The sequence below is a fragment of the Polaribacter marinaquae genome (genome assembly GCF_038019025.1).
In the GTDB taxonomy this organism is placed as follows: Bacteria; Bacteroidota; Bacteroidia; order Flavobacteriales; family Flavobacteriaceae; genus Polaribacter; species Polaribacter marinaquae.
In genome coordinates this window covers 578,088-597,458 of the sequence record NZ_CP150496.1, presented here as the reverse complement: position 1 = coordinate 597,458, position 19,371 = coordinate 578,088, and the positions used below count along the sequence as shown (strand labels likewise).

Genomic DNA, 19,371 nt, shown 5'->3' with positions numbered 1-19,371 from the left:
GTGGTTTGTAAATTTTTATTGATTTTACAAAAAAGGCTCAAAATTATTACTGAATTGAAATTTATATTAATTTTTTATGCCTAATTCTAGTATTTTAAATTTTGAAGCTTCTATTTTTTAGCTTTTTCTACAAGTTCAATTTTATTTAAAGTTGTTTTTGTAGTGAATACGCCATAATTAATAGTAACATTTTTCTTGTCAATTTTATCAATAGTTCCTACAGAATTAGAGTCTATAATTCTAACACGATCATTAATTTTATAATTGTAAGAAGCCTTTTCTTTTGCAACTTTAATTTCTTCTATTTTTTTCTCTTTTCTAACTTCAACTACCTTTTTTAATACTTCTTTTTCTACCTTTTTTATAACCTCTTGCATTTGTTTTTCTACAACTTTTGCTTTTTGTTTTTGAGATTTGGTTTTAGGCTTTATCGGGTTTTTCTTTGCATACTTAACTTTTTCGTCTGCAACCCATTTATTAAAACTAGTGTTTAATTCTTTTTTATTATTATTTTGAAAGTATTTGTTTAGAAACTCATTAATTTTTCTACCAAGAGAAAGCATTCTTTGGTTATTGTCATATAACTCTTGAAAACCAGCTAGTTTAGACTGAATTTTATCTTCTTTTTCTTGTAAACTATCCAAATGTTCTTGTCCTTTAGACTTTTGTTTTTCAAGATTATCAGAAGTTCTTTGCAATCTACTGCGTTCTTTTTGCAGTTTAGAAATTGTTTTATCTAATCTAACTTTTTCTGTTTCTACTCTTTTTTTAGCTTTATTAATTAAGCTAAAAGGAATTCCGTTTTTTTGTGCAACTTCAAAAGTAAAAGAACTACCTGCTTGTCCTACAAATAGTTTGTATAACGGTTCTAAAGTTCTCTCGTTAAACTGCATATTTGCATTGGTAACATTGTCTAATTCGTTTGCTAAAACTTTTAAATTAGAATAATGTGTTGTTATAATACCGAATGCTTTTTTATTATAAAACTCTTCTAAGAAAATTTCTGCTAAAGCACCACCTAACTCAGGATCAGAACCAGTACCAAATTCATCAATTAAAAACAACGTATTTTCATTACATTTTCTTAAAAAATAGCGCATATTTTTTAAGCGATAACTATAAGTACTTAATTGATTTTCTATGGATTGATTATCTCCAATATCAGTTAAAATTGTATCAAAAATATAGGTTTGACTTCTTTCATCAACCGGAATTAACAAACCGCTTTGCAACATTAATTGCAGTAAACCTATTGTTTTTAGAGTGATACTTTTTCCACCTGCATTTGGTCCAGAAATTACTATAATTTGCTGTTTTTCATTTAATTCTATAGACTGCGAAATGGTTTCTAAGTTTTGCGCATTATTTTTTTTCCATAAAATGGGATGATAAGCATTTTTAAAATAAACTCTTTTTTCTTTCGTAATTTTAGGTAACACAGCATTCATTTCTCTAGAATACTTCGCTTTTGCACCAACAGCATCTGTATGAACTAAAAAATCTAAATATTCTTCTAGAAGTGGCGTAAAAGGACGAATTGTTTCTGCTAAAGCACGTAATATTTTAATTACTTCTTGCTTTTCTTCGTACACTAAATTTTGATATTCTCTACTATATGCTAAAGTTGCTTGTGGTGCTATATAAACGATATTACCAGATTTAGAAGCGCCCAATAAACTACCAGCAACTTTTCTTCTGTGCATTGCAGAAACAGCCAATACTCGCTGATTATCTACAATTGTTTCTTTAATATCATCTAAATAACCTGCGGAAATTGCTTTTGATAAAGCACTAGAAAAACTTGCACCAATTTTACCTCTAATGTTATTAATATCTCTTCTAATTTGTTTTAATGCGGCAGAAGCATTGTTTTTTACTTCACCAGAAATATCAATAATTTTTTTTATTTCATCATCTACATAGGTTGTAAATTCTATTTTTTGAGAAACTTCAAAAAAGGTTGGGAACTGAACTTTAAATTTTTTAAAAAATTTAATCAATTCATTTACAGTTAAAGAAGTTGTTGCAATTTTTAAAAAAGCTTCTGTTTCTATAAAACTGTTTTCTATTGCCAAACGTTTTACACTTTCTGTAACATTATCAAAACCATGATTTGGCACTCTGTTTTCACTCTCAAAAGAAGATAAATATTCGTTTACCAAATGCAATTCTCTAAACAATTGCTTTCTACTTTCTATAGGTGTTGTATTAAAAACTTTTTCTTTACCTAAACCACTAATACAATGTTCTGAAACATGCTGTAAAACAGTCGTAAATTCTAAATCTTGTAATGTTTTTTCTGAAATATTTGTTCTCAAATTTGTAATTTTGATGTACTACAAAAATAAGAAACAATGCAACTAAAAATAGCTGATAGCTGGAAAAATATTTTACAAAATGAATTTGATAAACCTTATTTTAAAGAGTTGCTCAATTTTGTAGATGAAGAATATAAAAATCATCAATGTTTTCCTAAAAAAGAAGATATTTTTGCTGCTTTCGATTATTGTTCTTTCGATGATTTAAAGGTTGTTATTATTGGTCAAGATCCATATCACGACGAAAATCAAGCAAATGGTTTGTGCTTTTCTGTACAAGATAATATGAAACACCCGCCTTCGTTAAAAAATATTTTTAAAGAGATTTCTACGGATTTAAATCAAGAAATTCCAGAAAGTGGAAACTTAGAAAAATGGGCAAAACAAGGCGTTTTATTATTAAATGCAACACTAACAGTTAGAGCGCACGAAGCCGGAAGTCATCAGAAAAAAGGATGGGAAACCTTTACAGATGCTATAATTAAACAAATTTCTAATGAAAAAGAAAATGTAGTTTTTTTACTTTGGGGTAAATTTGCTGAAAGTAAATCTAAATTGATTGATATAAAAAAACATACAATTCTTACTGCGCCACATCCTTCTCCTTTAGGCGCATGGAGAGGTTGGTTTGGTTCTAAACATTTTTCTAAAACCAATAAAATTCTTCAAAAATTACAGAAAACTACGATAAAATGGTAGGTAAAGAAGAAGATTTATAATAGGGCAACAATAAAGCTTCTAAAAGGTCTTCTGTAGTGTCAGCATAATTTACTTCAATAATATTTTCAGAACGAATCCATTTTGCAATTTTAGGCACCTGTTTTTTACTTAGTTTTTTTATTGTATGAACCCCCATTTCTTTTAGCGCAAGTGCGTTGCATTGTTGTTCATATTGATTTTTCATAGGTATAACCATTAACCTTTTCTTTAAAAATAAGGCTTCAGAAGGTGTTTCGAATCCCGCACCACACAAGACACCACTAGAACTTGCCATACTTTTTATAAAATCAAATTCGTTAACAGGAAAAATAGTAATATTTTTCTCGAAGATTAATTTCGTAGTATCCTTAGAAAAAATATGCCATTTTACAATCGGAATTTTAGAAAGTATTTTTGCTATTTTATCATGATGATAAGAAGGTAAATAGACAGTAAAATGGCCTTTGTTTTTTACTGTTTTGTGTCTTATTTTTTTTCTGATAATTGGCAAAAATATTGCTGAACTATAACTGTTAAAATGAAAGCCAAATCTTACTTTAGAAGGTGCATAATATTTTAAAATTAGCTTTTCAATTTTAAATTTACCTATTTTTGGTGAAGCTGCGTCTAAAACAGCATTTTGATGACTTAAAGAAATGATGTTTACATTATTTAACCGAGCAGCCCAAGCAGAAACTGGTTCAAAATCATTTATAATTAGGTCGTAATCTTTTACAGGTAAGTTTTTTATTTCTTTATAAAATCGATATAAATTCATTTTTTTATAACTCGCTATAAAGTCTATTCCACCGTTTTTACCAAAAGTAAAATTTAAACCTTTTAAATTGTATTTTACATCAAAACCCAACGGAATATTATTTTCGTTACCACTTAATAATATATCTAAATCTCCTTTTTGTTGTAAAATTGGTATAATTTCTTTTGCTCTGGTTAAATGTCCGTTTCCTGTACCTTGTATAGCGTATAATATCTTCATAAATTATTTTACCGGTTTTTTTATGTCAAATTCTTTTAAAAATTCATTAAAAATAAAGTTTTGAGAATCTTGTTTTTTTAAAGCTTTTAACTCTTTTTTAGATAACTTTACTGTATTGTTTTTTACAATTTCATCTTTATTATATTCGTATAAAGTCCATTGCTTTTTCTTATATTCTAATGCAGTTAAATTTTCTATCCAATCACCAGAGTTTAAGTAAGTTGTTTTTCCTTTAGCGTTCGCAATTTCTCTTATTTCTGGTTGATGAATATGACCACAAACTACATAATCGTAGTTGTTATCAATTGCAATATCAGAAGCGGTTTCTTCAAAATGATTGATGAATTTTACAGCACTTTTTACACTGTTTTTAATTTTTTTTGATAAGGATAGTTTTCCGTAACCTAATAATCTACTAATCCAATTTATAAATGTGTTAATCAAAATAAGTAAATCGTAGCCTTTACCGCCTAATTTCGCCAGCCATTTCGAATGTTTCATGGTTACATCAAAAACATCACCATGAAAAACCCATGTTTTTTTATCATCAATATCTAAAACAAGTTTGTTCAAAATTTTAAAATTCCCCAATTGAAAACCTTTAAATTTTCTAAGCATTTCGTCATGATTTCCGGTAATGTAATACACTTCTGTTCCCTTAGAAAGTAGTCCGGTAATGTGTTTAATTACATTCATATGAGATTTAGGAAAATAACGTTTGTTAAATTGCCATATGTCTATAATGTCTCCGTTAAGTATTAAAACTTTTGGATCTATAGATTTTAAATAGTTTAATAATTCTGCCGCTTTACAGCCATAAGTGCCTAAATGCACATCAGAAATTACAACATAGTCTAACTTACGTTTTTTGTTTTTTTTCATCTTAAAAAGGTAAATGTTTAGAAGTTATTCTTTGGTTACATAAAGTATTTAGAAGATACTTATAGTTATGTAAGGTTAAATAAAATGTACGCAAACGCATTCTGTATATAGTTTATCAAACTTACAGACACTGTGTTTTGTTATGGTAAATTAATAATGAAAAAAAAGTAAGTTAATTCTTATTAAAAAGTTTATAAATTGTAAGCTAAGTGTTAAGTGTAGTGCTTTAATTATTAGGTAATTATTTTAATTTTGATGTGAATATTTTTCTAATAACATCTAATTCTTTTTTATATTTTAAGTCTGTTCTTAATGCAAAATATAAGGTGTTTTCTGTCTTAATTTTACCTTTCCAAACTAATTTTATTTCCTTTTTTAAAATTTGTTCTTCACATAAAAAATCAGGAACTAATGCAAGTCCATTACCATTTTTTAAACATCTAATTATAGAAGTAATATTTGGTAAAATATAATTGGGTTTAAAACTTGGCTTTTTATTAAAGTTTTCAAACCAAAAGCGTCTAAAATGCTCCATTTCGTTTGACGAACTGTACCATAAATTTTTAAGTAATTCTTCTTCTAGTTTTTTATAATTTTTAGAATTGATATGGTTTGTTATTACTGAAGTATCTGTTTTATTTCCTGCAATTAATACAATTCTTTCTTTAGAAAAAGGAATATATTCTACCAATGATTTTTTTTCAACTTGTTTTTTAGGAGTAATTACTAAATCTAAAATACCATTATTTAAATCTTTTATTAAATCTGTATGCGCACCAAACCTAGCAACCAAATCAAAGCTTAATTTTTTAATTTCGGGTTCTAGAATCAATTGAAACATTTCAGAACACATTCCTATGTTTAAAGACGGGTTTTTTTCTTGAGTTGTTTTTTTAAAATGTTGCTCTGCTACTTCTAATTTTGTTAGCGATTCTATAATATATTCATATAAGAACTTACCATCTTCGGTAGGAATCATCTTTCTAGAAGTACGTTCAAACAGTTTTTTACCTACATAGGCTTCTAATGCATTTAAATGCACACTAACACCGGGTTGAGAAGCGTAAAGTGCAACAGAAGCTTTGGTTAAAGTTCCGTTTTCATATATTTCTTTAAAAGTTCTGTACCATTCTAAACTTACCATAATCATTATAATATTAATACAAAGGTATAATTTGTATTATTTTTACAATAGTAAATGTAGCTTTAATTTTGCTTCGGATAAAATTAGAAACATGAAAAATATATTTATTATAAATGGAAGTCATCCATTTGCACATTCTGGAGGAAGATTTAATGAAACACTTTTTAAAACTACAATTTCACATTTTGATACACTAGAAGGGTTTGATGTTAAATTTACTCAAGTTGGTGAAAATTATGATGTTAAAAATGAAGTTGAAAAATTTAAGTGGGCAGATATAGTGATATATCATACACCAATTTGGTGGTTTCAAATTCCGTTTGGTTTTAAACAATATATTGATGAAGTTTTTACGGAAGGACATCAAAATGGAATTTATGCAAGTGATGGTAGAAGTAGAAAAAATCCTAATATAAACTACGGTACAGGTGGTTTAATGCATGGTAAACAATACATCCTTACAACTAGTTGGAATGCTCCTAAAACTGCATTTACACTTGAAAACGAATTTTTTAATCAGAAGAATGTAGATGAAGGCCCAATGTTTGGCTTTCATAAAATGAATGCTTTTACAGGTATGAAGTTGTTAGCTACTCATCACTTTCATGATATGGAAAAAAATGCTGATGTTCCTTTAGAATTAGAGAATTACAGTGTTTTTCTTAGAGGTTTAATAGCAAAACTTTAAGACTATTATATTAATAGTATTGTTAAATTGAAACAAAAAATCCGCTGTAAAAAGCGGATTCATTGAATTTGGAATTAAGAAACAAATAAATTATAAAATATTTATTTGTTTTAATGTCGTTTGGTTTGTTGTTATAGTATCTGCCAAACCACAAGGTTTAGAAGTACTTCTACAAGAAGAAAAACACATAAGACTTACTATACAAATTGCAACAAATACTACTTTTTTCATCTTTTAAAAATTTTAATATTTAAATGTACATATTTTTTACGAACTCAGTTGAGTTTTTCTTCTCTTCTATAACGTTAAAGCTTACCATTTTATTTTGAATTCTGGTAATTAAATTTTTGGTAATTGGTTTTCCGTCATTCCATTCGGTTATTTTTAACCATTTCTGAATGTCTTCTAGTTTTTGCTCGTATCTTTTTGCTAAAATTTTATCGATATCTTCGATTTCCTTAAAATTATTAGTTTGGGCATTTATAATGTCTAAAACCTTTTTTACTTCGTTGGCATTGTTTTCTAAAACTTCATTTCTAACAGCAACAACAAAACATGGCCAAGGTGTTGGGCAATTATCGACTCTTCTAAAAGTACCATTATCTACCAATGGTTTTGTTGTAAAATGTTCCCACATAAAGTAATCTGCTTCACCATTTGTTAGTGCATCAATACCACCTTGCAAATTTCCTATAACTTTAAATTTAAGTTTATCAACATTCCAACCTTGGTTAAATGCATTTACAATTGCCATTAAATGAGAACCAGAACCATATCTACTAATTGCAATTGTTGCATGTTCTAAATCTTCAATTTTTTTGAATTTAGAATCTTTAGCAACATGAATTCCCCAAATTAACGGAGTTTCTACAAATGTTTGCACTATTTTAGATGGATTACCAGCAGCAATATCTTTAATAATTCCTTCTGTTAAAACAATTGCAATATCAACTTCTCCTGCACGTAATGCTTTGCACATGGCACCAGTTCCGCCAGGGAAATCTTGCCATCTAAGATTGATGTTTTCTTTTGTGTATTTTTTATTTTTAAGTGTTAAATACCAAGGATAATTAAAGTGTTCTGGTACACCACCAACTTTTAAATTCGTCATTTATTCAGCTAATTTATTAAGCGAATATTCTATTAAATTTTCTACAACTTTTTTGTAATCTTCACTAAATGTTCCGTTTGCTCTATTTGCAATAATTGCATTCATAGAAACGGCATTATGGCCTAACAATTTAGACAAACCGTAAATAGCCGAAGTTTCCATTTCTAAATTTGTAATTCTATTACCATTAAAGTTAAAAGAATCTATTTTACTATTGATTTTTTCATCTTGTAAAGCCAAACGTAAAACTCTACCTTGTGGTCCGTAGAAACCACCAGCAGTAGCAGTAATTCCTTTAAAAATTTTATCCGAAGATAATTTTTCTTCTAAAGAACTGCTATTTTTTACTAATAACGGATTCGATTTTTTTGTACTCCAATTAGTATGTTCTATAAAAGCATTTTCAATTTCTGGATTAGAAATTTCATCAATTTGATAGGAGTGAAGCATTCCGTTTAAGTCTAAGCCGAAAGAACTCATTAAAAACGAATCTACCGGTATGTCTTTTTGTAAAGAACCAGAAGTACCAATTCTAACAATATTTAAAGCTGTTAATTGGTTTTTAGGTTTTCTTGTTTTTAAATCGATATTTACCAACGCATCTAATTCGTTTAATACAATATCTATATTGTCTGGGCCAATACCTGTAGAAATTACAGACATTCTTTTGCCTTTATAAACACCTGTTGTTGTTTTAAATTCTCTTTTTTGAGTTGTAAATTCAATTGAATCAAATCTATCTGTAATTTTATCTACTCTGTCTTGATCGCCAACAAAAATTATATCGTTAGCTATATTTTCTGGTTTTAAATTCAAATGATATATGCTACCATCTGCATTTAAAATTAATTCCGATTGTTGTATACTCATACTAATTTGTTATTTGTAATAGTTTTTCTGAAGCATTGCTGTACAAAAAGCTATATTTTTTAGAACCGCCAAGGTACGAATTATCAGAACGTAATTCTCTGTAATAATTCGTTTCATTTACAAGCAGTTCTTTTCCTCTTTTAGAGAGTTTTGTTGGGTTTATAGAATCAAACGCATTGTTAAGGTTATTTATAGCTGTTTCATATTGAATGTCGCCAAACCCAAAAACTTGTTGCAATTCTAATAATTTTGTAATGAATTGTTTTTTTGTTGAAAAAGTGTAATTATTGGCCGTTTCTAAAATAAAATTTTCAGTATTATTTAAACCATTTTCTACAGACGGAAACCTTTTTAAATGAACTTTTAAAGCATCAACTAAATATTTAAAGGCTTTATTTGGTTTAAAATTATTTACAGTTTCTAGGCGTAATGGGCTATTAGAACAGTATAATTGCCAAATATAATCTGCATATTCAATATCATTTTGATCTAATTCAATTTTATTTTTATAGTGTTCCAAAATTTGATTTTCAGACAAATCTGTAAGCGAAAACATTTTATCAGAACCTTTAATTTTACCGCTACAAACTAAAAATATAGTATATCCTTTTCTATGTTTTTTTAGCCAAGAAAGTACAGCTAGCATATTAATTTGACAAAATAAATCATGCTCAAACCATAAAACAATTTCTTTATTATTTTTTGTATTACAAAGGCTTCTGTATTCTTTTAAAGTTAAATTGATAAACATTTCTTTAGAAACATTATAGCTTTTTTTAAAGAATTGAAATCTTGTATTCCAAAATTTTTCGCTACCAACATCTGTTAACGTTTTACCTTCACATAACATTTCTCTCCAAGTTATAATTTTACCTTTTACTTGAAGTTTTTTAAGATAGTTTGTTGTACAATCTCCGTTAGTTATATGTAAAGTTTTGTTTAACATTTAATTACCCACCAACTCTTTTTACCTTAAAGCCTTTGTCTTTAAGCATTGTCATAATTTTGTCTCTATAATCTCCTTGTATAATAATTTTATCATCTTTAAAACTTCCGCCAACAGATAATTTTGTTTTTATCTCTTTTGCTAAGGTTTTAAAATCTGAAGTTGCACCATTATAACCTTCTAAAATTGTAATTGGCTTCCCTTTTCTTTTTTCGTATTTACAAATTATAGGATCGTCTTGTAACCAAACATTCGATTTTTCTTTTTTTGGTTCTTCGGATTCTTTATGCTCTGGAAAAAGGTTTTTTAATTGATCTTTTAAATCCATTTAAATAATTTGATATTAATTTTTTAAAACACAAAAGCGTAATTTAATTTTAAATTACACTTTTGATTTAAAGATTATTTTTTTAATCCTAATTCTCTTAAACGTTGATCTAAAAACTCTCCGGCAGTAATATCTTCGAATTGTTTAGGATTGTTTTCATCAACACAATTTTCTAAAACATCTAATTTCATTTCTGATATTGGATGCATAAAAAACGGAATGGAATATCTTGAAGTTCCCCACATTTCTTTTGGCGGATTTGTAACTCTATGAATTGTAGACTTTAGTTTATTGTTACTGTGTCTAGATAACATATCACCAACATTAATCATTAATTCGTCTGGTTCTGCCATAGCATCAATCCAATCGCCATTATGATTTTGTACTTGCAAACCTTTACCTTGTGCACCCATTAATAATGTTATTAAATTAATGTCTCCGTGCGCAGCAGCTCTTTCCGCTCCTTTTGGTTCTGTTTCTATAGGTGGGTAATGAATAGGTCTTAAAATACTGTTTCCGTTTTTAATAAAATTATCAAAATACGTTTCTTCTAAACCTAAATGCAATGCTAAAGAACGCAAAACATATTTTGCAGTTTTTTCTAACATTTTATAAGTTTCTTTACCAACTTCGTTAAACTTTGGTAATTCTTCTACAAGAACATTTTCTGGATATTCTTTGGCTCTTTCAGGATCATCTTCTACATATTGACCAAAATGCCAAAATTCTTTTAAGTCTCCTTCTTTTTTTCCTTTAGCAGATTCTTTTCCAAAAGAAACATAACCTCTTTGACCTCCAATGCCAGGAATTTCATATTTTTCTTTAGTTGCAACAGGTAGTTCGAAAAAGTTTTTAATTTCTTCGTACAAATCACTTACTAATTTATCATCTAAAAAATGACCTTTTAAAGCCACAAAACCTATGTTCTCATAAGCGTGACCAATTTCGTCTATAAATTTTTGCTTTCTATTTTTATCATCAGATAAAAAATCGGCTAAGTTTACACTTGGTATTTTATTCATCTTTGTAGTTTTTTTATTAAAAACAGCCTATAAAGTTACTAAAAAATCAGTAATTGATAAAGTGTTCTTATTTTTTTGAAAAAGGAATTAAGTAACTTAAGGTATAATTAAAACCAAAACCAGTATTACTTTCGAAAATTCTGTTAAAACCAGGGGAAAATAAGGCTTTAACTCCGTCGGGATCTTTAACACTCATCATTACTTTGTAAGAAACACTAAAGCCGATGTAAAAATTGGTAAAGGTTTCTGCTTTGATACCCAACATAAGTTCAGACCAATGTGCGTTTAAACCAGTACTTGTTACAGCATTCGTATTTAATTCTGCAGGAAAGTAATTACCGTTTTCAGCATCAGAAACATTGGGTGTATAATTGTTAAGCGTTTGCTCAAATAAGCTAAAGCCATATCTGTAACCTACAAAAATTTCGTTATTCATGTCTAACCAATTTTTGTAAGCATTGTAATTAAATCCTAAACGGATATAACTTCCTTTTGAAGTTGTGTTTAAATAATCTTCATTAGAAGTTTCTTCTTCGAAACCAGCTTCTGCAGCTAAATAAAAATTCTTTTTTAATCTGTAATCTCCAACTATTTCAAAACCGCTGTAAGCACCATCAATAGTACCTTTTATTGGTTTGCTAATATCTGCACCTAAACGTAATCCATAATTGGTTTTATAAACAATAGAATCTGAAACTTTGTCTAAATTATCATTCTCTTTTTCTTCTTGAGAATAACCATTTATAAAACTAAAAACAAAACAAAAACTAATGAAATATCTGAACATGCGCTGTAGTTTGGTCATTTAAATTCGTAATTGTTGCTGGTGTAAAATCGGTTATCCAAGTATTATTTTCTGATGAAAAAGAAACGTTGTTAAAAATAACTTTAAAACCACAAGATCTAGAAACAAATTCTTGTTCTGTATTATATTTAATGGTAAAAGTTGCAATTTCATTTGCAGCTGTAGAACCGTTTGTTGCATTTTTTTTAAGCGAATAAACTGTTTCTTCTGTTAAAGAGTTTAACGGTATTGCAATACTATCTTGTGTAACGCTTGTATACTGTGCAATCGTATCTTTTGTGCCCGACCAAATAGATAATCTTTGCACATTTTTAGATGTTTCTCTATTGGTTTCATCATAAAAAGTTATGATTAACTTTGGTGTTACCGGGTTTTGTAAACAAAAATCGTCTTTTTCGCATGCTGAGAAAATAGCGATTGTAAGCAATAAGAAAGGAATCAGTTTTTTTATCATTTAGATAAATGTTTTAATTTATTTCTACAGATTAATCTTCTTCTTCAACTTCTACAATTTTATTAATTGCTGTCGCTAATTTAAAGTCTAATTCTGTAACGCCATCTGCATCATGTGTTGTTAATGTAATATCTAAGGTATTGTAAACATTTGTCCATTCTGGATGATGATTAAGAGCCTCACATTCAAAAGCAATTCTATTCATTGCAGACATACAATCTTTAAAATTATCAAATTCAAAGTCTGTATGCAAAGCATTGTCATAATACTCCCAATCTACTAATTTTTCTAATTTGTTAGAAATTTCGAATTCTGTTAATTTTTTCATTTTTGTAAAATTTAAATTAATTCCTCTAAATATAAACTTTGTGAATTTAAAGTGAATTAAAAAGATGTTAAAACAAGTTTATTATTTCTCAAATAAAACAACAGTTTCTATATGACTTGTATGCGGAAATTGATCTACCAAACTAATCTTTTTCATTTGATAACCCGCTTCTCTTAATAACTCTGTGTCTCTTGCTTGCGTTGCCGGATTACAAGAAACATACACCATTCTATCTGCATTTAGATTGATGATTTTTTTAAGCGTTTTTGGTGCAATACCAGCTCTTGCAGGATCTAAAATAATCGTTTTAATTTTATTTTGATATTCTGGATGCGCAATTAAAAATTTACCAACATCTGCTGCATAAAATTGTAAACCTTCTATATTGTTTCTTTTCGCGTTTTTCTTTGCATCTTCTATGGCAGAAGCAACAATATCTACACCCACAATTTTTGCGTTTTCGCTTTTAGAAGCTACAATTTGACCTATTGTACCTGTACCACAAAATAAATCCATTACAACAGTGTTGTCTACTTTGTCTTTATCTTCTAAAACGTACTCTACAACTTTAGAGTATAATTTTTCTGCACATTTTGGGTTGGTTTGAAAAAAGCTTTTCATGCTAATCTCGAAATTTAGCCCTAATAATTCTTCTACAATTTTATCTTTACCATACACAAGGTCTAATTTACCCGCGGTTGCTATAGTTCTATCGCCAGTTTCATCGTTAATTGTATGCAATAAACCTGCTAAACGATCTCCGAAAATATCTTTTAAAAATTTTGCAAATTTATCTAAATCAAAATTTTCTAATTCTGGTGAAGTTGTAACTAAATTACACAATAACTCGTCTGTTTTAAAAGATTTTCTTACTACAAAATATCTAAAAAAACCAGTTTTTCTAGGACCATGCCAAGGTTCTAAACCAGTTGCTTTACAATATTCTCTAATATTTTTTAGATTGTCTTCTAATTGTTTGTCAAATAAGCCAGAATCTTTTTCTAGATTATCACCCATCCACCAAACACCGCGTCTTTTAAAACCTAGTGTAAACTCGTCTTTATCTGTTTTATTAATTCTATCATAACCAATTGCAGAAAAACCATATTCCATTTTATTTCTATAATGAAATGCGTTTGGCGATTTTACAAATTCGTCGAATAAATCTTCTATATTTTCTACTTTACCAATTCTTTTAAATAGAGAAAGTGTACTTTCTTGTTTGTATTTATGCTGTAAATCTATAGGTAATTGAATGTAAGGTGCACCAGGTATGTCTTGATACGGAACTGCAACTTCATCTTCTGATGGTTGTAAAACATCTATTAATTTTGCTTCTGCGTATTTTTTACTAGACTTACTTATTTGCGCTTTTACCAACTGACCAGGTAATGTATTTGGAACAAAAATTACAAAACTACCTTCTTCGGAATGGATTCTTGCAATACCTTTTCCGCCAAAAGCATAATCTTCAATTTTTAATTCTAAAACCTGATTTTTTTTTACAAACTTGTTTCGTTCTCTACGTGGCATTTTAAAATATTTTGGTCTGCAAAATTAGTAAAAGATATTGATTAGTGTACTTGTTATTGCTACGAATTCTTTTAATTAATTATAAATAACAAAACTTTACAGGTTTGCAATACGCGTTAGCGATTGAAACGGTATCCTTTTTGTTTTTCACAAAAAGATTTAGTGGAAAGCGCGACCTTTAGGTAACGCCCAAAAATTTTGTATTTAAAAGGTTTATTTTATTACTTTTGTGAAACTTCGGGGATGATTTCTTTCCCACGCTGAATTTCTGATAATTTTTCAGAAGGATAAAGGTAGAATAGGAATGGTTATTTTATAAACTTAAAACAATAAAAATGGCTGTTTTAGACAAACTTACGTCGCAAGAAGCGATAGAATTAGAGAACAAACATGGTGCGCATAATTATCATCCACTTCCGGTAGTATTAAGTAGAGGAGAAGGTGTTTATGTTTGGGATGTTGAAGGTAAAAAATATTACGATTTTTTATCTGCATATTCTGCAGTTAACCAAGGGCATTGTCATCCAAAAATTGTAGATGCAATGACAAATCAGGCAAAAACATTAAGCTTAACTTCTAGAGCTTTTTATAATGATATGCTTGGTAGATACGAAAAATTTGCAACAGAGTATTTTGGTTTTGATAAACTTTTACCAATGAATACTGGTGCAGAAGCTGTAGAAACGGCTTTAAAGATTGCTAGAAAATGGGCGTATGAAGTAAAAGGAATCGATGAAAATAAAGCAGAAATAATAGTTTGCGAGAACAATTTTCATGGTAGAACAACTACAATTATTTCTTTTTCTAATGATCCGGTTGCTAGAAAAAACTTTGGTCCGTATACAAAAGGTTTTCATAAAATAGAATATGATAATTTACAGCAATTGCAAGAAACTTTAGAAAGTAGTAATAATATTGCCGCTTTTTTAGTGGAGCCAATTCAAGGTGAAGCTGGTGTGTATGTGCCTTCTGAAGGTTATTTAGCAGCTGCAAAAAAAATGTGTGCAGATCATAATGTATTATTTATTGCAGACGAAGTACAAACTGGTATTGCAAGAACAGGTAGATTATTAGCTACTTGTGGTAACTGTTCTTGTCCAGAAAAAAATTGTTCTGGTACACCAGAAGTTAAGCCAGATGTTTTAATTTTAGGTAAAGCATTAAGTGGTGGCGCGTATCCTGTTTCTGCAGTTTTGGCAAATGATAGCGTAATGAGTGTTATTAGACCAGGAAATCATGGTTCTACTTTTGGCGGAAACCCTATTGCGGCAGCTGTTGCAATGGCAGCATTAGAAGTTGTTACTGACGAGAAATTGGCAATTAACGCAGATAAATTAGGAAAGATTTTTAGAGCAGAATTAACAGAGTTTTGTAAAAATAATCACTTAGTAGAGTCTGTGAGAGGAAAAGGGTTGTTAAATGCAATTTTAATTAACGATTCTGAAGAAAGTTCTACGGCTTGGGATATTTGTATTAAATTAAGAGATAATGGTTTGTTAGCAAAACCAACACACGGTAATATTATTCGTTTTGCACCACCTTTAGTGATGACAGAAGAAGAATTAATGGATTGTATTTCTATTATTAAGAAAACAATTTCTGAGTTTTAAAAAACTTACTGTATCAATATATAAAAAGCCACAAATTTACTTTTGTGGCTTTCTTTTTATAAATTTATTATTTTTGATGCTTTTCTAACTTAAAACAAACTTTAGTATGCAAAATGCAATTACCGAATTAGAGCAATTAACTTTAACAAATTCTGCCAGAAAGTTTCTAAAAGAAACAGCGAGTTGGTGTAAATTTCTATCTATTCTAGGTTTTATTTTAATTGGTTTAATGATTTTTGGAAGTTTTTTTATAGGTTCTATGTACAATAACTTTCCTGCAGCACAACCTGCACCTGTAGATATGGGCTTAATTATAACAATAACTTATATTGTTTTTGCTTTAATTTACATATTACCAGTTTATTATTTATACAACTTTTCAGTAAAAATGAAAAAAGCCTTAATTTCTAAAGATGATGCTGTTTTGGCAAAGGCATTCGAGATGTTAAAGTCGCATTATAAATTTATTGGTGTTTTAACCATTATTATAATATCTATATATTTCTTAGGAATTATAGTAGGTATTCTGGGCATGACAAGTGCTTTCTAGTCTAAAAAAAAAAGCCGGAAGTCAATAGCTTCCGGTTTTTTTTTTTAATTGTTTTTGGTAGTATCTTTTTTCTTATTAAAAAGACCACCTAAAACATTTTTAATTTTATCTTTTGTTTTATCTGTAGTTGATGTTGAATCTTTCTTATCTGATCCAGATAATAAATCTTTCAATTTATCTTTACCTTGATTGATTAGACTTTGCTTTTGTTTTTCTACCAAGCTTTTCACTAAATTTTCTGTTGCACTTTTAATGTTTGATGAAAAATTAGGACTCGAAAAACTACCCGTTAAAGTCGCATTTACTGGAATACTTTTAACTTCTGCCGCGTCTTTAGGTGTTAGTTTTGCAATTGCATTTGTTACCGAAGAACCTAGATATTTTACTGGCACATCAAAAGTAATATTGTAATTCATAGAATTGTCAAAACCATGAGAACCACCAACATTAATTGCAACATCTTTGTATTTAAGATCGAATGGTTTTACGCTAACTTCACCATCATTAAACGTAAATAAAGCGCTTACATCGTTTAAATTTAATTTACTTACATCTAAAAAATCTACTTTGGAACCTAATAAACTTAATACTTTAGAATTACTAGCCTTTAGTTTTGTGTTTAATAATTGCCCTAATAAATCACCTGAAATAGATTTTAATTGAGGCGTCATATCTTCACCTAAATTACCAGATACCTTAATTTTAGAATTAATTTTACCTTCTACAGATTTTGCAATAGGTGCAATAGCTTTTAACATTTCTAATTTGCTAAAAGAATCGGCAATATTTAATTCGTTTAAGTTTAAATCCATATTAAATTTTGAAGTTGTTCCTTTTGTAGAAACTTCTCCATCAAAACCAATATTTCCTCCAAAAACACTAGTTTCTAAGTTTTTTAAACTAACGGTTTCATCTTTAATTAAAATTTTACCAGAAACTTTTTCTAAATTAATGTTGTCGTATACAACGGTGTTAGCATTTGCATTTAAAGTAATGTCTAAAAAAGCAGGTATTTTTAATTTGCTGGTTGTATTTGTTGTGGTATTTTTATCAGATTTTGTTAGAAAATCATCAACTTTAAAGTTTGTTGAGTTTAGATTGAAATTTCCTTTTAACTTTTGATCTTTAAATAAAAATCCATAAAAATTTTCCAAATTCCCTTTAATTGATAAATCAGAACTTCCTGTTTTTGCATCAAATTCTTCTAGTGAAATTGTATTTGTATTAAAATTTACAGCAGTTTTATCGATAATAAAAGGATTTGCAACATCTTCACCAGAATATTTAAAGTTAGAAACAGCTACTTTTCCTTTATTTCTAATGTTTTGGTAATTGCCTTTATCGATAGAATTCATATCAAAATTAGTTGTAACATCCGCAGTTAAAATTCCTTCTAATTCATTTTCTAAAGCTACCGGATAAACTTTACTGATATTATCTAAATTAATTGTTCCTTTAGCTTTTAGGTTAATTGTTGCGTTATCTGTAATGTTTGCAACTTTACCTGTTGCATTAAATACATCTTTATCAATTTTAAAAGAAGTATTATTAATTGCAATGTAAGTGTCTTTAGCTAAACCTGTTTTATTAATAATATTGGCATCTAAATATATGTTATTTACAGATTTTGGTAATTCAGCATATTTAAACATTGCATTTTTAGATACAAACGAGATGTCTAAAGTCGGAATTGTAGTTTCTGATAATGTACCTTTAACAATACCTTTTAAATCAAAATTACCTTCAGTTTTAATAGTGTTTAAATTACCAGCGTATTGTTTCGGCATTAAAGCTAAAAGGTTTTTAAAAGAAGATGTTGGTGTTTTAAAAGTGATATCATACAATTGATTTTCTTCTATTAATTGTATAAAACCGTTAAATTCTAATGGCAATTGATTAATGTAACCTGTATTTTCTTTAAATGAATATTTTAAATTTTTTAAGTCGATTCCTAAAACAGCGTTAAGCTTTATATTTACATCATTTAAATAATTTACATTATCCATATCTAAAGAAACTTTAGCAGTAGTTTCTGTATCTAAATCTAGAATGTCTTGGGCAAAATTACCTTTACCAATATGATAAATACTATCTACAGCTAATTTAATTTTGGTAGTTTCATCAAAATAGCTAAAATTTACATTTTGTAATTCATATTCTTTTATTGCTAAAGAAAGAGAACTGTCACTGCTATTTGCACTGTTATCAGATTTTTTAGCGATATCATAATTACCAATATTATCTTTGTTTAGTATGATGTTTACGGCGGCATTATTTGCAGAAATACTATTAATTTCTAAAGTTTCTGATGCGCTTTTAAAAAGTTCTGTAATTTTTAAATTTAAATTAAGTTCTTTTTTCATTAAACAAAGTATCACCTAAAAAAGGAGCTTTATTTGTAACGTTGATGTCGTTTACTTTTAAACTGGCTAAAGGAAAGTTTCTTAAAAGGCTTAAATCTGTCTCTTTAAAAGTTACAGTTGCATTTACGTTATTGTTAATGGTATTAGAAACCATTTTTACAATTTTATCTTTAAATAAAAACGGAACAGATATTAAGGCAATTAATAAAACTAGTATTGTAATTGCTGCCCATTTTAATATTTTTTTACCAAGAGAAGTTTGGTTTTTATCTTTCATCATAATAAGTACTATTATAAATTAATACACACAAAAATACCTCTTTTAAAAGAGGTATTTTAGTTTATATACTGTTAAAAGTAACTCAATTGAGTTAATTTTTTATTAATGATAATGCATTGTTATTTAAACATATCCATACCAGGTATGTTTGGCATGTTTGTTTTGGCAGCAGCGGCCATTTCGTCTTCGTTAATTTTAGAAGCTTTGGCAATTGCTTTATTTAAAGTTAAAATTAAGTAATCTTCTAATTCTTCGGCATCAGAAAGTAAAGAAGGATCTATCGTAATTGCTTTAATTTCTCTATTTGCAGTTAGTGTTACTTGAATTTTTTTGTCTGCTGTTACTTCATCAATCAAAACAGAGTTTAATCTTGTTTTTGTTTTTTCTACTTCTTGTTGCGCTTCCTTTAGCTTATTCATCATTCCAGAAATATCTCCAAACAT

21 protein-coding genes are annotated in these 19,371 nt (G+C 28.4%); 4 read left to right on the top strand and 17 right to left on the bottom strand.

What is annotated here, in order from left to right; translation table 11 throughout:
* Window positions 1-110: 110 nt before the first annotated feature.
* Window positions 111-2,318, bottom strand: a complete 2,208-nt coding sequence (locus WG950_RS02820) for an endonuclease MutS2 (RefSeq protein WP_077809156.1) — start codon at window positions 2,316-2,318, stop codon at window positions 111-113.
* 36 nt (window positions 2,319-2,354) lie between these two features.
* Between WG950_RS02820 and ung the strand changes: the two genes are divergently transcribed.
* Window positions 2,355-3,017, top strand: a complete 663-nt coding sequence (ung, locus tag WG950_RS02815) for a uracil-DNA glycosylase (RefSeq protein ID WP_340934058.1) — start codon at window positions 2,355-2,357, stop codon at window positions 3,015-3,017.
* Here ung and WG950_RS02810 read toward each other — a convergent pair.
* The 3 genes from WG950_RS02810 to WG950_RS02800 all read right to left on the bottom strand — a co-directional run bounded on the left by WG950_RS02810 (window position 3,001) and on the right by WG950_RS02800 (window position 6,040).
* Complete coding sequence (locus tag WG950_RS02810) at window positions 3,001-4,014, bottom strand: glycosyltransferase family protein (RefSeq protein ID WP_340934057.1); 1,014 nt, start codon at window positions 4,012-4,014, stop codon at window positions 3,001-3,003. The two genes, ung and WG950_RS02810, sit on opposite strands and share 17 nt — an antisense overlap.
* A gap of 3 nt (window positions 4,015-4,017) precedes the next feature.
* On the bottom strand, window positions 4,018-4,896 hold the full coding sequence (locus tag WG950_RS02805) for a UDP-2,3-diacylglucosamine diphosphatase (RefSeq protein ID WP_340934056.1): 879 nt from the start codon (window positions 4,894-4,896) through the stop codon (window positions 4,018-4,020).
* A gap of 241 nt (window positions 4,897-5,137) precedes the next feature.
* Window positions 5,138-6,040 (bottom strand): LysR family transcriptional regulator, encoded by a 903-nt coding sequence (locus tag WG950_RS02800; protein WP_340934054.1) that lies wholly within the window; start codon window positions 6,038-6,040, stop codon window positions 5,138-5,140.
* 91 nt (window positions 6,041-6,131) lie between these two features.
* On the opposite strand from WG950_RS02800, the gene WG950_RS02795 reads away from it, so the two are divergent.
* Complete coding sequence (locus WG950_RS02795; protein ID WP_340934053.1) at window positions 6,132-6,728, top strand: NAD(P)H-dependent oxidoreductase; 597 nt, start codon at window positions 6,132-6,134, stop codon at window positions 6,726-6,728.
* A gap of 90 nt (window positions 6,729-6,818) precedes the next feature.
* On the opposite strand, the gene WG950_RS02790 is transcribed toward WG950_RS02795, so the two are convergent.
* The 10 genes from WG950_RS02790 to rlmD form a co-directional block, all read right to left on the bottom strand.
* Window positions 6,819-6,959 carry a hypothetical protein gene (locus WG950_RS02790; RefSeq protein WP_154066975.1) on the bottom strand — a complete coding sequence of 47 codons (141 nt, stop codon included), beginning with the start codon at window positions 6,957-6,959 and terminating at the stop codon, window positions 6,819-6,821.
* A 19-nt stretch (window positions 6,960-6,978) separates the two neighbouring features.
* Complete coding sequence (locus WG950_RS02785; RefSeq protein ID WP_340934052.1) at window positions 6,979-7,839, bottom strand: substrate-binding domain-containing protein; 861 nt, start codon at window positions 7,837-7,839, stop codon at window positions 6,979-6,981.
* A complete protein-coding gene (locus WG950_RS02780) occupies window positions 7,840-8,709 on the bottom strand; it encodes a nucleoside phosphorylase (protein ID WP_340934051.1) in 870 nt (289 codons plus the stop codon).
* 1 nt (window position 8,710) lies between these two features.
* Entirely contained in the window at window positions 8,711-9,655 is a 945-nt protein-coding gene (locus WG950_RS02775; RefSeq protein WP_340934050.1) for a DUF1835 domain-containing protein, read from the bottom strand.
* Window positions 9,656-9,659: 4 nt separating this feature from the next.
* Window positions 9,660-9,983, bottom strand: a complete 324-nt coding sequence (locus WG950_RS02770; RefSeq protein WP_340934049.1) for a translation initiation factor — start codon at window positions 9,981-9,983, stop codon at window positions 9,660-9,662.
* Window positions 9,984-10,057: 74 nt separating this feature from the next.
* Window positions 10,058-11,005 carry an isopenicillin N synthase family dioxygenase gene (locus WG950_RS02765; RefSeq protein WP_079738736.1) on the bottom strand — a complete coding sequence of 316 codons (948 nt, stop codon included), beginning with the start codon at window positions 11,003-11,005 and terminating at the stop codon, window positions 10,058-10,060.
* Window positions 11,006-11,072: 67 nt separating this feature from the next.
* Window positions 11,073-11,792, bottom strand: coding sequence for a DUF6048 family protein (locus WG950_RS02760; protein ID WP_340934047.1), 720 nt, complete (start codon window positions 11,790-11,792; stop codon window positions 11,073-11,075).
* Window positions 11,773-12,264 (bottom strand): DUF6452 family protein, encoded by a 492-nt coding sequence (locus WG950_RS02755; RefSeq protein ID WP_340934046.1) that lies wholly within the window; start codon window positions 12,262-12,264, stop codon window positions 11,773-11,775. The genes WG950_RS02760 and WG950_RS02755 overlap by 20 nt, the downstream gene beginning before the upstream one ends.
* A gap of 31 nt (window positions 12,265-12,295) precedes the next feature.
* On the bottom strand, window positions 12,296-12,592 hold the full coding sequence (locus WG950_RS02750; protein WP_079738739.1) for a 4a-hydroxytetrahydrobiopterin dehydratase: 297 nt from the start codon (window positions 12,590-12,592) through the stop codon (window positions 12,296-12,298).
* 81 nt (window positions 12,593-12,673) lie between these two features.
* A complete protein-coding gene (gene rlmD, locus WG950_RS02745; RefSeq protein ID WP_340934045.1) occupies window positions 12,674-14,125 on the bottom strand; it encodes a 23S rRNA (uracil(1939)-C(5))-methyltransferase RlmD in 1,452 nt (483 codons plus the stop codon).
* A gap of 335 nt (window positions 14,126-14,460) precedes the next feature.
* Between rlmD and rocD the strand changes: the two genes are divergently transcribed.
* Window positions 14,461-15,735 carry an ornithine--oxo-acid transaminase gene (gene rocD, locus WG950_RS02740; RefSeq protein WP_340934044.1) on the top strand — a complete coding sequence of 425 codons (1,275 nt, stop codon included), beginning with the start codon at window positions 14,461-14,463 and terminating at the stop codon, window positions 15,733-15,735.
* Window positions 15,736-15,841: 106 nt separating this feature from the next.
* Window positions 15,842-16,285: a hypothetical protein gene (locus tag WG950_RS02735; protein ID WP_340934043.1), complete on the top strand. Its 444-nt coding sequence runs from the start codon at window positions 15,842-15,844 to the stop codon at window positions 16,283-16,285.
* 44 nt (window positions 16,286-16,329) lie between these two features.
* On the opposite strand, the gene WG950_RS02730 is transcribed toward WG950_RS02735, so the two are convergent.
* From WG950_RS02730 to WG950_RS02720, 3 genes are all read right to left on the bottom strand, one after another.
* Window positions 16,330-18,648: an AsmA-like C-terminal region-containing protein gene (locus tag WG950_RS02730; RefSeq protein ID WP_340934042.1), complete on the bottom strand. Its 2,319-nt coding sequence runs from the start codon at window positions 18,646-18,648 to the stop codon at window positions 16,330-16,332.
* Window positions 18,632-18,928 carry a hypothetical protein gene (locus tag WG950_RS02725; protein WP_340934041.1) on the bottom strand — a complete coding sequence of 99 codons (297 nt, stop codon included), beginning with the start codon at window positions 18,926-18,928 and terminating at the stop codon, window positions 18,632-18,634. The genes WG950_RS02730 and WG950_RS02725 overlap by 17 nt, the downstream gene beginning before the upstream one ends.
* Window positions 18,929-19,047: 119 nt before the next feature.
* Window positions 19,048-19,371, bottom strand: coding sequence for a YbaB/EbfC family nucleoid-associated protein (locus WG950_RS02720; protein ID WP_079738743.1), 324 nt, complete (start codon window positions 19,369-19,371; stop codon window positions 19,048-19,050).

Excerpts from the sequence above, each read along its gene's own strand:
- WG950_RS02780 (WP_340934051.1), bottom strand. The coding sequence starts at position 8,709 with ATGAGTATACAACAATCGGAATTAATTTTAAATGCAGATGGTAGCATA.
- WG950_RS02750 (WP_079738739.1), bottom strand. The coding sequence starts at position 12,592 with ATGAAAAAATTAACAGAATTCGAAATTTCTAACAAATTAGAAAAATTA.
- WG950_RS02785 (WP_340934052.1), bottom strand. The coding sequence starts at position 7,839 with ATGACGAATTTAAAAGTTGGTGGTGTACCAGAACACTTTAATTATCCT.
- WG950_RS02795 (WP_340934053.1), top strand. The coding sequence starts at position 6,132 with ATGAAAAATATATTTATTATAAATGGAAGTCATCCATTTGCACATTCT.
- WG950_RS02765 (WP_079738736.1), bottom strand. The coding sequence starts at position 11,005 with ATGAATAAAATACCAAGTGTAAACTTAGCCGATTTTTTATCTGATGAT.
- WG950_RS02760 (WP_340934047.1), bottom strand. The coding sequence starts at position 11,792 with ATGTTCAGATATTTCATTAGTTTTTGTTTTGTTTTTAGTTTTATAAAT.
- WG950_RS02755 (WP_340934046.1), bottom strand. The coding sequence starts at position 12,264 with ATGATAAAAAAACTGATTCCTTTCTTATTGCTTACAATCGCTATTTTC.
- WG950_RS02790 (WP_154066975.1), bottom strand. The coding sequence starts at position 6,959 with ATGAAAAAAGTAGTATTTGTTGCAATTTGTATAGTAAGTCTTATGTGT.
- WG950_RS02805 (WP_340934056.1), bottom strand. The coding sequence starts at position 4,896 with ATGAAAAAAAACAAAAAACGTAAGTTAGACTATGTTGTAATTTCTGAT.
- WG950_RS02810 (WP_340934057.1), bottom strand. The coding sequence starts at position 4,014 with ATGAAGATATTATACGCTATACAAGGTACAGGAAACGGACATTTAACC.
- rocD (WP_340934044.1), top strand. The coding sequence starts at position 14,461 with ATGGCTGTTTTAGACAAACTTACGTCGCAAGAAGCGATAGAATTAGAG.
- WG950_RS02730 (WP_340934042.1), bottom strand. The coding sequence starts at position 18,648 with ATGAAAAAAGAACTTAATTTAAATTTAAAAATTACAGAACTTTTTAAA.
- rlmD (WP_340934045.1), bottom strand. The coding sequence starts at position 14,125 with ATGCCACGTAGAGAACGAAACAAGTTTGTAAAAAAAAATCAGGTTTTA.
- WG950_RS02775 (WP_340934050.1), bottom strand. The coding sequence starts at position 9,655 with ATGTTAAACAAAACTTTACATATAACTAACGGAGATTGTACAACAAAC.
- WG950_RS02720 (WP_079738743.1), bottom strand. The coding sequence starts at position 19,371 with ATGTTTGGAGATATTTCTGGAATGATGAATAAGCTAAAGGAAGCGCAA.
- WG950_RS02800 (WP_340934054.1), bottom strand. The coding sequence starts at position 6,040 with ATGGTAAGTTTAGAATGGTACAGAACTTTTAAAGAAATATATGAAAAC.
- WG950_RS02735 (WP_340934043.1), top strand. The coding sequence starts at position 15,842 with ATGCAAAATGCAATTACCGAATTAGAGCAATTAACTTTAACAAATTCT.
- WG950_RS02725 (WP_340934041.1), bottom strand. The coding sequence starts at position 18,928 with ATGATGAAAGATAAAAACCAAACTTCTCTTGGTAAAAAAATATTAAAA.
- ung (WP_340934058.1), top strand. The coding sequence starts at position 2,355 with ATGCAACTAAAAATAGCTGATAGCTGGAAAAATATTTTACAAAATGAA.
- WG950_RS02770 (WP_340934049.1), bottom strand. The coding sequence starts at position 9,983 with ATGGATTTAAAAGATCAATTAAAAAACCTTTTTCCAGAGCATAAAGAA.